We start from the raw sequence: 12,126 nt of genomic DNA, 5'->3' as shown, positions 1-12,126 counted from the left end.
CTCTTGTTGGTAGTATGCGCAAGCGGAACGATTTTAGCCAAAAATAAAGAAAGGGAGACAATCAATGGAACGAATTCGGTTGGCGGACGATTTGACGTTTTCCCGCCTCATTCACGGCTGTTGGCGGCTTGCGGACTGGGGCTATTCGCGCGAGCAGCTGCTCGGGCTCATTGAATTTTGTCTTGAGCGCGGCATTACGACGTTTGACCATGCTGATATTTACGGCGACTATACGTGTGAATCGCGCTTTGGCGAAGCACTGGCGTTAAAGCCAAGCTTGCGCGGTCAGATCGAGATCGTGACGAAATGCGGCATCAAGCTGCCATCGAAGTACGGGATGAAATTATACGATACAAGCAAAAATCATATCATCGCTTCGGTTGAGCAATCCCTTCGACACTTCCATACCGATTATATTGATGTATTGCTTATCCACCGCCCGGATCCGTTTATGAACCCGGAAGAGGTGGCCGAGGCGTTTCTCCAACTCAAGCAGGATGGAAAAGTGCGCTATTTTGGCGTTTCCAACTTTAAACGTTCGCAGTGGGAAATGCTTCAGTCGTATTTGCCGTTTCCGCTCGTGACCAACCAAATCGAAGTATCGGCGTATCGGTTGGAAAATCTTGAAGACGGCACCGTTGACCTTTGCCTTGAGAAGCGCATTCCGCCAATGGTATGGTCGCCGCTCACCGGCGGGGCGATTTTTTCCGCTGACGATGACCGGGCGGTGCGGTTGCGCGGGACGCTTGAACAAGTGCGGGGTGAGGTGGGCGCTGAGACGATCGACGAAGTGTTGTACGCGTGGCTTCTCGTTCATCCAGCGCGGATGATGCCGATTGTCGGCTCGGGAAAACGAGAACGCATCGAGCGGGCGGTGCGGGCGTTGTCGCTTCCGCTTTCCCGCGAGCAATGGTTCGCTATCTTACAAAGCTCCATGGGGCATGATGTGCCGTAAGGGGAGAGGACGATGAAGGTCATTATCGCGGAAAAGCCGGACCAAGGGGCGACGCTCGCCTCGATTTTTCGGACGAAAAAACGGCAAGGCTATATCGAAATTTTGCCGAATGACTTGTTTCCCGACGGGGCGTATATGACATGGGCGATCGGGCATTTGTTCCAGCTCGCCCCGCCGGAGCGGTATCGGCCGGAGTGGAAGCGGTGGACGCTCGGCACGTTGCCGATCATCCCGGAACGGTTTGAGTATGAGATCGAAAAAGCGAAGGCGAAACAGTTCAAGGTTGTGAAAGAATTGCTGCGAAAGCCGGAAGTGACGGAAATCATCCATGCCGGCGACGCGGGGCGCGAAGGGGAGCTCATTGTGCGCAACCTCATCCGCCTAAGCGGCGTGAACAAGCCGATGAAGCGGCTTTGGCTGTCGTCCTTGACCCCGAAGGCGATCGAGGAAGGGTTCCGCCGCCTGCTTGATGAACGGACGACGCGCCCGCTCTATGAGGAAGCGTACGCCCGCGCCTGCGCGGATTGGCTCGTCGGCATGAACGCCTCGCGCGTGTACAGCCTCTTGCTGAAGGAGCGCGGGATGAACGATGTGTTTTCCGTCGGGCGCGTGCAGACGCCGACATTGGCGCTGATCGTCCGGCGTGAACGGGAAATTGAGCAGTTCCGCCCTGAACCGTTTTGGGAAGTTGTCGCCTCGTTTGTCATTGGCGACAAGCGTTATGAAGGAAAATGGACGGATAAAAACGGCCAAACGCGTCTTGGGGACGAGGAGATGGCGAAAAAGATCGCTGCCTTTTGCCAAGGAAAACGGGCGGAAGTCGCCGACGTCCACACGGAGCGGAAAACGTATCAGCCGCCGCTGTTGTTCAACTTATCGACGCTGCAAGCGACAGCGAACAAGTTGTATCGCTTCTCGCCGAAAAAGACGCTTGATGTGCTGCAATCGCTCTACCAAAAAGGGATCGTTTCGTATCCTCGTTCCGATTCGATGCATGTGACGAAAGGGGAAGCGGAAACGTTTCCCGCTATTTTGCAAAAGCTGTCCTCGTTTCCGGCGTACGCTTCGTATTTTCCGCTGCCGCAGCCGTCGATTTTACAGAATAAACGTTATGTAAACGAGAAAAAGGTGACGGACCATTACGCCATTATCCCGACCGAGCAAGTGGTGGATCCCGAGAAGCTGTCAGCCGACGAACGGAAGGTGTACGATTTGGTCGTCCGCCGCCTAATTGCCGCCCACCATCAGGCGGCGGTCATCGATTACACGACCGTCACGACGCTCGTTGACGGCCGGGCCCGCTTTGTTTCGAAAGGAAGACAAGTCGTCGAGGAAGGATGGCGCGCCGTCATCCGCCCGCATGAGGAGGAGAAAGATGCTGCGCTGCCTCTCCTTGAGCGAGGGGAGGCGGGGGAAGCGGCCGCTGTCAAGGTGAAAGAAGGGAAGACCGAGCCGCCGAAACGGTATACAGAAGGCGAACTCATCACTTTGATGAAAACGGCGGGAAAATTTTTGGACGACGAGGAACTGGAAAAAGTGCTCGCCAAAACGGAAGGGCTCGGCACGGAAGCAACAAGGGCGGCGATCATTACCATGCTGAAAGAGCGGAAGTATATTGAAGTGAAAAACAACCTCGTATATGCGACCGATAAGGCGAAAGTATTGATTGAGGCGCTCGGCGGCACGATTCTCGCCTCGCCGGAAATGACGGCGAAATGGGAGCAGCGCTTAAGCGAAATCGGCGAAGGGAGCGCCTCTCCCGCTGCCTTTATGGAACAGGTGAAAAAGTTGGCGCAAAAAGTGGTCGCTGACGCCATCGCCGCTGCGCCGAATTGGAATTTCAGAGGGGTTGACACCGCCTCGATCCAACGGACAAGGAAGAAAAAAACGATGGGCGAGAAGCTTGGACCGTGCCCGCTTTGCGGCGGGACCGTCGTCGACAAAGGAACGTTGTACGGTTGCGACCAGTACGCGAAAACAAAATGCCCGTTTACGATTTCCAAACGCATTCTCGGCAAATCGATTTCGGCGGCCAATGTGAAAAAACTGCTGGCGCAAGGGAAAACGAATGTCATCAAAGGATTCAAAAAAGGCGAAAAAACGTTTGACGCCATACTCGTTTGGGATGAAAACGAGAAGAAATTATCGTTTCAGTTTCCGAAGCGATGACGAAAGCAACACGAGTGGGGGACGGGAGGTTTGGCGAAAAAGCGGACCGATGGCGGACCGCCGATCTGACCTCCTTTTTCTCAAATGATGAACCGAATCGGATCAAATGGGAACGATGTTCGTTTTTATTAACCGTCACGTCATAACATTATGTAAAGAATGAGTTCCCCCTGGCTCCCTGAAGGCGGGTCAATGACGGGGCAAACGACGGCAGGCGGCAATGCGGCCAGGGCGGTCTGGATAATCGGTGAACACACCGTCCACGCCCATGGCGCATAGGCGAGCGAGATCGTGTGGTTCATTGACGGTATAGACGTGAACCATGAGCCCGCGGCCATGGGCGGCGCGCACCCACTCTTCGGTGACGGCTGAGAGCGGCAAGCCGATGCCATCGGCATAGACGGCGATTTGTTGCAACAGCTCGTCGCGGCCACTTCGCGCTTCCTTTTCGCCGACCAATTGAATGAACGGGACGCCGCGCGGGATGAGCGGGCGGAGCGCCTGCAAACTTTCTGGATGGAACGATTGAAACATGACGCTTCCGCGCTGGAGAACGCCGTGTTTTTGCAATAGGCGGGCGACCGCCCGTTCGATGCCGGGCTGTTTCGTTTCGACGTACAACGGAACGTTTACACGTTCCGCTTTCAGCATCCGAACCACCTCATCAAGCGTCGGAACGCATTCGCCGGCAAAGCGTGGATCGAACCACGATCCGGCATCCAATTTTTTGAGCTCACGCAATGAAAAATCGCTGACCCGCCATGGCGACCGGTGCGGGTAAACCGTTTCGACATTTGTCGTCCGGGCGAGCGTCGCATCATGCAGGACAACGAGCTTCCCGTCTTTCGTTGCGCGCACATCGACTTCGATATAATCGGCATTCATGCGGGCGGCGAGGCGGTAGGATGAGAGCGTATGCTCCGGCGCGTGTCCGGACGCGCCGCGGTGGGCGATGACGGCGGTTTTCGGCTGGCTGGGTGGCTGCCAGGCAGCCGCGGCCGCTAAGACGATCGGCAGCGATAACAAAAACAATGCGCAAAGATAGAAGCGAAAAACCGTGATCCGGCGCATAGACATCTCTCCCCTTCCAGTATCATATCAGGAAAACAAGTGTTAGGGGAATACGGGGTGATATAGTGGGGAAAGGGTGCTTGTACCGATAGTGTCGCACATCAAGCAAAAGGATATTCAGGTTGATGCATAAAGTGCGTTATCATGCCGCATACTGTAAACGACAACAAAACGTTGGGCTATAGCCAAGCGGTAAGGCAACGGACTTTGACTCCGTGATGCGCTGGTTCGAATCCAGCTAGCCCAGCTGAATCGCCGGACGGGGCTCGTTCGTCCCGGCGGCCAAAACGGCTTCCGCCATGTTGTGCGGGGCCGTTTTTTCGTTCGCCGGAAAGCGGGGACGAGAACATCTTTTTATCGTTTTCAGCGGCCCCGCAAGGACACGCATCCAATGCCCGAGCAGAAGCAGCGCCGCAAAAAAATGTGGTGTCGGCAGGATTTTGACGAATGGTGGCGAATGAAAAAAACGAAAGGGGAGAGGATCATGAAAACAGCTGATTTATGCGATCAATGTTTAGATGAGTTGCAAGTGTGCGAACTTTCGTTTCAATCGTACGGCGGAAAACGGATGTTTTCCGGGCCGATCGCGACGGTCGACGTGTTTGAGGACAACGTCCTTGTCCGTGAAGCGCTCGAGACGGTGCCGCCGGGGACGGTGCTCGTGGTCGATGGAAAAGGCTCGCGCCGCGTGGCGCTATTAGGCGACCGGTTGGCGCAAATCGCCTGCGACCGGGGGCTTGCCGGCGTCATCATCCACGGCTGCATTCGCGATTCGGCGGAAATCGGCCGCATGCCGCTTGGGGTCATGGCGATCGGCACGTGCCCAGTGAAAAGCAAAAAAGAAGGAAAAGGCGCCCGCGACGTTGTGCTCGAGTTCGGCGGCGTCCGCTGGGAGCCGGGCGCATACGTGTACGCCGATGCCGACGGTGTTGTCGTCGCCCGCGAAGATTTGTCGGCAAAAAACGGTTGACGCCTGCCATCAAGTTGTACTACGATGAGAACGGATGCTTGTTCCATGACAAGATCAATAGGCGAGAAACAAACAAGGTGCCTAAGCCTGCTCTAGGGTTTGGGTGAAAAGGGAAGCCCGGTGAAAATCCGGCACGGTGCCCGCCACTGTGATGGGGAGCTTTGCGGCAGCAAGTCACTGAAGGATGCTTCGGGAAGACGCCGTCAAGCGATGATCCTAAGTCAGGAGACCTGCCTTGTTTGGATCGGACGGATGCCTACGGGACTATAGGCAGACGTGCGGGAGAATGACGGCTTTAGGGGCCCTGTTTGGGCCGTTTACGGCTTTCGTATACATTTTTCTGCACCTCTGCTGTAGAGGTGCTTTTTCTTTTGCCGAAAACCTGCCCGTCTGTCTGCGTCTAAATTCTATCATTCTAGCCAAAAAGGGGGGATTCGGTGGCGACATGGGATTTGCGGGGAATGAAGCATCATGTGCTCATTTGCAACGGAGGGACGTGCCTCCGCCATGGCGGAGATGACGTGACAACCGCGGTGCGCGAGGAAATCGCCCGCCTCGGGCTTGACGATGCTGTCCATACAACAAGGACGCGCTGCAACGGACGATGCCAAGACGCGTGCGTGATGATCGTCTATCCGCAAGGCATCTGGTATCGACAGATGACGCCGGAGCGGGCGAAGGAGGTTGTGCGCGCTCATTTGGATGAGGGGTTGCCTCTTTTGAAATGGGCGACGTATGAATACGAAGGCGAATTGGTGTTGACGCCAGCCGGCGAACGGGAGGCGCCAAGCGGAAAACGGAAAACGGAACATGCTGCGAAAGGAGTGAAGGGATAAATGAAGAGAGCGGTTCGATGGAGCGGAATGGCGGCTTTGTTCGTTTCTTATTTTTTGTTGACGAATGAAAATGAAGCGTATGCCATGCACATTATGGAAGGATTTTTGCCTGTCAAATGGGCGCTGTTTTGGTGGCTGTTGTTTTTGCCGTTCTTTGTGTTCGGATTGCGGCGGCTTGTGCATACGCTGAAGCAGCACCCCGAACATAAGCTTCTGATGGCGTTAGCTGGTGCGTTTACGTTTGTATTGTCGGCGCTGAAAATTCCATCCGTCACCGGCAGCAGCTCGCATCCGACCGGGATCGGCTTCGGCTCGGTTTTGTTTGGACCATGGGTGATGGTGGTGATCGGCACAGTCGTTCTTCTCTTTCAAGCGCTGCTTCTTGCCCACGGAGGAGTGACGACGCTTGGGGCCAATGCGATGTCGATGGCGATCGTCGGCCCGTTCGTCGCGTACGGAGTGTATCAACTGTGCCGAAAAGGGGCGGTATCCAATCGAGCGGCTTTGTTTCTTGCCGCTTGTTTGTCTGATTTGGCTACATATGTCATGACGTCCCTGCAGCTTGCCCTGGCGTTTCCGTCTCCTGATGGGGGAGTCACCGCCTCGTTTTTGAAATTCGCCGGCATTTTTGCCATTACTCAAGTGCCGTTGGCGGTGACGGAAGGCATCATAACGGTAATCGTCTGGAACTGGCTTTCCTCCTATCAAGCTTCTCCGCTGTTCCAAAAGGAAAAGGGGGCGTAATGCGATGAAGAAAAATGGCTTGCTCGTGTTGCTGGCTGCTTTGCTTGTCATCATTCCTCTTTGGTGGGCGCGCGGATCGGAATTCGGTGGAACGGACGATCAGGCGGAAAAAGCCATTCAAACGCTCAACCCGCATTACCGGCCGTGGTTTGAGTCGATCTTCACCCCTCCAGGCGGCGAAGTCGAAACGCTTCTGTTCTCGCTGCAAGCCGCGCTTGGCGCCGGCGTGATCGGCTACGTCGTCGGGTTGTACAAAGGGCGTTCGGAGCGGAAAAACAGCCATGATTCGCGAGTTTGACCGTTGGGCGTATGACAACCGGCTGCGGGCATGGCGGGCGGAATGGAAGCTTATCGTGGCGTTTGGGATGCTGGCTGTCGTCATGATGGGCGGTTGGCGTGAGCAAGTGCTTGTGCTCATCGGAATGGCGTATTGGATTGTCGCTCGCGCACGAGTGCCGTTTGCGGTGTATGGAAAAGCGATGCTCGCTGCCTCCGTTTTTTTAGGGCTCAGCCTGCTGACGCTCGTTGTGTCCGTGTCGGTTCCTTTTCAAATAACCTTGATCAGTAACCAGCTGAAGCCGGCTGCAAAGCTCGCCGTTCGCTCCCTTGCCGCTTGGTCGTGCTTGTTTTTCCTTCTCATTACGACGCCAGCGCCGGACTTGATTGCGGTGCTGAGGCGAATGCGGCTGCCGGCGGCGCTCGTGGAACTTTGTTTTCTTATGTATCGCTTTATCTTTTTGCTCGAGCAGGCGGCCGCAGAGCTGATGCTGGCATTGCGGGCCCGCAGCGGAGGAACGCATTGGCGGCATGGCGGGATGCTGATGTACCAACTGTGGGTGAAAACGTGGCAGTCGTATGAAGCGTTCAGCCGTTCGCTTGCGGCGCGTGGAGGCGTCGCGTCGGCCGGGCATACGCATCAGCGGGAAAAAGCGCATGTGCCTCTTGTCGATGTTGCGGCCGGCATCATCATGGCTTTGCTGCTTGGGTGGGCATGGTGGAAAGGGTGAAAACGTTGCTGCTGCGGATGGAACGAGTGAAATACGCTTATCAAGCAGAACGGTATGTGCTGAATGGGATTGATTGGGAAATTCCAGAGCGAAAAAAATGCGCCTTGATCGGGCCAAACGGCTGCGGCAAAACGACGTTGTTTCTTCATTTGAACGGGCTGCTGCGGGCGCAGGAAGGAGCGGTGTATTGGAAAGGGCGCAACATGTATGAACGCGGCGCCGATTGGGCGCAATGGCGGCGTGAAGTCGGCATCGTCTTTCAAAACCCGGAGCATCAAATCCTCGCCCCGCTCGTGCGTGATGAATTGGCGATCAGCTTAGTCCATGCCGGAATCGATCGAGAAAAAATGGGGGAGGCGCTTGCCGCGATTACGGCGGAATACCATCTTCAATCTTGGCTGGACCGCCCGACCCATCAATTCAGTCTCGGACAGAAAAAATGGCTGACGCTCTGCTGTGCGATGGCGGCCAAACCGGACTTGCTCGTATTGGACGAACCGACCGCCTATTTGGATCAGCATCAGACAAAGCAGTTTCTCAAACAAATTGACGCCATTCACCAGGCGGGGACGACTGTGTTGATCGCCACCCATGACATGGATTTCGTCTGGCAGTGGGCGGATGTCGTCGCGGTCATGCACGAAGGACGGATCGTGATGCAAGGGGCGCCCGAAGACGTATTCGCCGACCGCCAGCGGCTGTTGGACATTCGCTTGGATGTTCCGCTGTTCGTGCGGCTTTGGCAAGCATGGCGGCCAGAGGAAAAGATCGTCCCCCGATGTGTTGCGCCGTGAAAGGGACATGAGCGGCGAATGGAGTGTGAAAAATGGGTGCTAGTCGGCAAAAGGAGGGATCATGATGAGCGGCAAATTGCTCATTGTCGGCTTCGGCCCGGGAAGCGTCGACCATATGACGAAACGGGCTCGGGAAGCGATTGAAGAAAGCGACGTCATCATCGGCTACAAAACGTACATCGAACTTGTGCGCGATCTCATTGCTGGAAAAGAGATCATTAGCACGGGCATGACCGAAGAAGTGAGCCGCGCCCAAGCGGCGGTGAAGTGGGCCGAGCGCGGCAAAACGGTTGCCGTCATCTCCAGCGGCGACGCCGGGTTGTACGGCATGGCGGGGCTCGTGTATGAAGTGTTGATCGAAAAAGGGTGGACGAAAGCGAGTCCGATTGAAGTCGAAGTCATCCCCGGCATTTCCGCGATTCATTCGTGCGCGGCGCTGCTTGGCGCCCCGATTATGCACGATGCCTGTACGATCAGTTTGAGCGATCATTTGACGCCGTGGGAGCTGATTGAAAAGCGGATTGACGCCGCGGCGGCGGCCGATTTTGTCATTGCGTTGTACAATCCGAAAAGCGGGCGGCGCACTCGGCAGATTGTGGAGGCGCAGCGCATCCTGCTTCGCCACCGGTCTCCGGAGACCCCGGTCGGTCTGGTAAAAAGCGCGTATCGCGAGCGTCAGCATATCGTTCTCACCGACTTGGCGCATATGCTGGACCATGAGATCGGCATGTTGACGACGGTCATTATCGGCAACTCGACGACTTTTGTTTACGATGGGCTCATGATCACGCCGCGCGGCTACCAGCGCAAGTATCAACTAGCAGCCGCCGTCCAGCCGCTCAAACCGCATGAACGGCTGCGCAAAGAGGCAGAGCCATGGGCGCTCGACCAGACGAAGCCGCTGAGAGAGCCGGACGAAGAAAACGGAGAAGCGTTTCGGCCGTTTGTCGCGGCTGCCTCCGCTTTCGGGGACGAGAAAGACCGCGGTTTTGCCGCCGTAGCGGTTTTGCCGCCAGCTGTGGACGCGGCCGAGAAGGAAGCTGGATTGGCGCCGGCAGCTTCCGCTTTTCCGCTGCCGGAGGAGCCATTCGTCCAAACGGAAAACCGGCCGTCATCCGCTCTGTTGCATCGGGTGAGAGAAACAGCGGAGGACGCGCTTGCAGCATTGGAAAGAAGAACGACAAAGAAGGCGTCCGCCGTGCTGTTCGAAGCGGCAGTGAGCCCAGGGGTGGCCAACAAGCAGTTTACTCCGGAGCAGCTCATCGCGCTTGCCGAAGCGGTCGGACCGGACGGGAAAATGACGTACACGCCGGATCATTATATCAAAATCGAGCGGGTGACAGAGGATCCAAAAGGGCTTGTCGATCGGCTCGCTGCTGTCGGACTGATGGTGATGCCGGTTGGTGATGTGCTGACGGTGAAGGCATGCGACTTTTGCGATGGAGAGAAAAAAGACGCGATTCCATATGCCGAGGAATTGGCGCGGCGATTTGGGGGCATGGCGCTGCCGAAAGAGTTGAAGCTTGGCATCAACGGCTGCGGGATGGCATGCTACGGCGCGGTGCGCGAAGACATCGGGCTTGTGTACCGGAAAGGGAAATTTGACTTGTTTTTAGGCGGGAAAACGGTCGGCCGCAACGCCCATCCTGGCCAGCTCGTTGCGGAAGGCATCCCGCCGGAAGAGATGGTGGCCATTGTGGCGGACATCATTGAACAGTACAAAGAACATGCTCATCCGAACGAACGATTTCATAAGTTTTTTGCCCGCGTGAAACAAATCGGCCGCTTTTCGTACGAGGAGGCCAAGACGGCGGCGAAGATCGAAACGCCGGCATGCGGTGAGTAACCTCGGATGGAGTGATATAAAAGAGAGGAGAGCGAATATGAGAGCCATTTTGTTTGTCGGCCATGGAAGCCGCGACCCGGAAGGAAATGAGCAAGTACAGCAGTTTGTCGACCGCCTGCGGCCGCGTCTTTCTGCTTCTTTCCATGTTGAAACGAGTTTTCTAGAGTTTGGCCGTCCGTCGATCAGCGAAGGAATCGCGCGGTGCGTTGAGGCCGGAGCGGCGGAAGTGGCGGTCATTCCGCTCATTTTATTGCCGGCTGGGCATTCGAAGCTGCACATCCCGGCGGAAATCGATGAGGCGAAAGCGCGCTATCCGCACATCATGTTTCGATATGGACGGCCGATCGGCGTTCATGAGCAGACGTTCGCGATTTTGCGCGAGCGTCTGCAAGAAATCGGCGAGCGGCCGGAGCAGCCTGATGACGGAACAGCGGTCATTTTGCTTGGCCGCGGCGGGAGCGACCCGGACGCGAACAGCGACTTGTATAAAATCGCCCGCTTGTTTTGGGAACAAACGGGCTATGCGCTCATCGAGCCGGCGTTTATGGGGGTGACGACGCCGTCGCTTGATGACGCCGTCCGCCGCTGTCTCATGCTTGGGGCGAAGCGGATCGTCGTTTTGCCGTATTTTTTGTTCACCGGTGTGCTCATCAAGCGGCTTGAACGGCAAGTGGCGCAATACCGCCTCGATCACCCGCACGTCTCATTTGCGCTGGCCGATTATGTCGGCTTTCATCCGAAACTGATCGATATCGTGCTTGACCGCCTGCAAGAAGTGCTCGATCAAACGGTGGCGATGAACTGCGATGTCTGTCAATACCGGCTGCACGTTTCTCACCATCATCATCACCATCATCACTAAAAAACAAAAAGGAGGAGCGCTGATGATTTTGATGTTGGCAGGGACGAGCGATGCCCGCGAATTGGCGGTGATGATCCAACAAGCTGGCTATTCGGTCACGGCGACGGTCGTCACCGATCACGCGGCCGAACAGCTTCGGTCATCCGGCATTCGCGCCTACGTCGGCCGCTTGGATGCGTCCCAGCTTGCCGAGCTGGCCAAAGCCGAGGGAGCCAAAGCGATTGTCGATGCGAGCCATCCATTTGCGGAGGAGGCGTCGAAAAACGCCATGCAAGCGTCGGCCGCTGCCGAATTGCCGTACATCCGCTATGAGCGGCAGGCGTCTTCGCTTTCATCCGAGAAGGTGACGTTTGTCGATAGCTATGAAGAAGCCGCCGAGCTGGCGGCGGAAAAAGGCGGCGTCGTGATGCTGACGACCGGCAGCAAAACGCTCGACATTTTCGCCGCGAGGCTCATCGGGCGCCCGGACGTCAAGGTGATTGCACGGATGCTCCCGAGAAAAGACAATTTGGACAAATGCGAGCGTCTTGGGTTTTCCCAAGAGCAGATCGTCATGATGCAAGGGCCGTTTACGAAAGAGCTCGATCGGGCGCTGTACCGCCATTTCGGCGTCACGGTCGTCGTCACGAAAGAAAGCGGCAAAGTCGGGTTTGTCGATGAGAAAATCGCTGCCGCCGAGGAGCTCGGCATCGAGGTCATCGTCATCCGCCGCCCACGGTTGTCATACGGCATCGTGCATCACGATTTTGCCGGCGTGCTCGATGCGTTGAAGCAACATGCGCCGCTTCCAACCGTGTAAAACGTGTTTTCAGAAAAAACAGCAAAACGTTTTTCGCGCCAATGGCGTCCCATGCGTCTGAGCTTGTTGCCTT

12 protein-coding genes, 1 tRNA gene and 1 riboswitch are annotated in these 12,126 nt (G+C 56.3%); of the genes, 12 read left to right on the top strand and 1 reads right to left on the bottom strand.

Going from position 1 to position 12,126, the window contains the following annotated elements:
• Window positions 1–64: 64 nt before the first annotated feature.
• Window positions 65–955 (top strand): aldo/keto reductase, encoded by an 891-nt coding sequence (locus GZ1_RS05930; protein ID WP_020756606.1) that lies wholly within the window; start codon window positions 65–67, stop codon window positions 953–955.
• Window positions 956–967: 12 nt separating this feature from the next.
• Window positions 968–3,124, top strand: a complete 2,157-nt coding sequence (locus GZ1_RS05925; protein WP_049625997.1) for a DNA topoisomerase III — start codon at window positions 968–970, stop codon at window positions 3,122–3,124.
• 189 nt (window positions 3,125–3,313) lie between these two features.
• Here GZ1_RS05925 and GZ1_RS05920 read toward each other — a convergent pair whose 3' ends face one another.
• Entirely contained in the window at window positions 3,314–4,195 is an 882-nt protein-coding gene (locus tag GZ1_RS05920) for a glycerophosphodiester phosphodiesterase family protein (RefSeq protein WP_174520672.1), read from the bottom strand.
• 175 nt (window positions 4,196–4,370) lie between these two features.
• Here GZ1_RS05920 and GZ1_RS05915 point away from each other — a divergent pair.
• The 10 genes from GZ1_RS05915 to cobK all read left to right on the top strand — a co-directional run bounded on the left by GZ1_RS05915 (window position 4,371) and on the right by cobK (window position 12,053).
• A tRNA-Gln gene (locus GZ1_RS05915) sits at window positions 4,371–4,442 on the top strand.
• A gap of 237 nt (window positions 4,443–4,679) precedes the next feature.
• A complete protein-coding gene (rraA, locus tag GZ1_RS05910; RefSeq protein WP_060788108.1) occupies window positions 4,680–5,165 on the top strand; it encodes a ribonuclease E activity regulator RraA in 486 nt (161 codons plus the stop codon).
• 58 nt (window positions 5,166–5,223) lie between these two features.
• Window positions 5,224–5,417: riboswitch (cobalamin riboswitch) on the top strand.
• Window positions 5,418–5,602: 185 nt separating this feature from the next.
• Window positions 5,603–6,001 carry a (2Fe-2S) ferredoxin domain-containing protein gene (locus tag GZ1_RS05905; protein WP_060788096.1) on the top strand — a complete coding sequence of 133 codons (399 nt, stop codon included), beginning with the start codon at window positions 5,603–5,605 and terminating at the stop codon, window positions 5,999–6,001.
• Window positions 6,002–6,745, top strand: a complete 744-nt coding sequence (locus GZ1_RS05900) for an energy-coupling factor ABC transporter permease (protein ID WP_020754781.1) — start codon at window positions 6,002–6,004, stop codon at window positions 6,743–6,745.
• A gap of 4 nt (window positions 6,746–6,749) precedes the next feature.
• On the top strand, window positions 6,750–7,043 hold the full coding sequence (locus GZ1_RS05895; RefSeq protein ID WP_011231298.1) for an energy-coupling factor ABC transporter substrate-binding protein: 294 nt from the start codon (window positions 6,750–6,752) through the stop codon (window positions 7,041–7,043).
• Complete coding sequence (locus GZ1_RS05890) at window positions 7,027–7,752, top strand: energy-coupling factor transporter transmembrane component T family protein (protein WP_060788095.1); 726 nt, start codon at window positions 7,027–7,029, stop codon at window positions 7,750–7,752. The genes GZ1_RS05895 and GZ1_RS05890 overlap by 17 nt, the downstream gene beginning before the upstream one ends.
• Entirely contained in the window at window positions 7,737–8,546 is an 810-nt protein-coding gene (locus tag GZ1_RS05885; RefSeq protein ID WP_174520671.1) for an energy-coupling factor ABC transporter ATP-binding protein, read from the top strand. The genes GZ1_RS05890 and GZ1_RS05885 overlap by 16 nt, the downstream gene beginning before the upstream one ends.
• Window positions 8,547–8,610: 64 nt before the next feature.
• Entirely contained in the window at window positions 8,611–10,392 is a 1,782-nt protein-coding gene (cobJ, locus tag GZ1_RS05880; RefSeq protein ID WP_083509277.1) for a precorrin-3B C(17)-methyltransferase, read from the top strand.
• A 37-nt stretch (window positions 10,393–10,429) separates the two neighbouring features.
• Complete coding sequence (locus GZ1_RS05875; protein WP_033005389.1) at window positions 10,430–11,254, top strand: sirohydrochlorin chelatase; 825 nt, start codon at window positions 10,430–10,432, stop codon at window positions 11,252–11,254.
• A 22-nt stretch (window positions 11,255–11,276) separates the two neighbouring features.
• Complete coding sequence (gene cobK / locus GZ1_RS05870) at window positions 11,277–12,053, top strand: precorrin-6A reductase (RefSeq protein WP_033005390.1); 777 nt, start codon at window positions 11,277–11,279, stop codon at window positions 12,051–12,053.
• The last annotated feature ends 73 nt before the right edge of the window (window positions 12,054–12,126 follow it).

The sequence above is a fragment of the Geobacillus zalihae NBRC 101842 genome (assembly GCF_001544135.1).
Classification (GTDB): Bacteria; Bacillota; Bacilli; order Bacillales; family Anoxybacillaceae; genus Geobacillus; species Geobacillus zalihae.
This window is presented reverse-complemented; position numbering and strand designations above follow the sequence as displayed.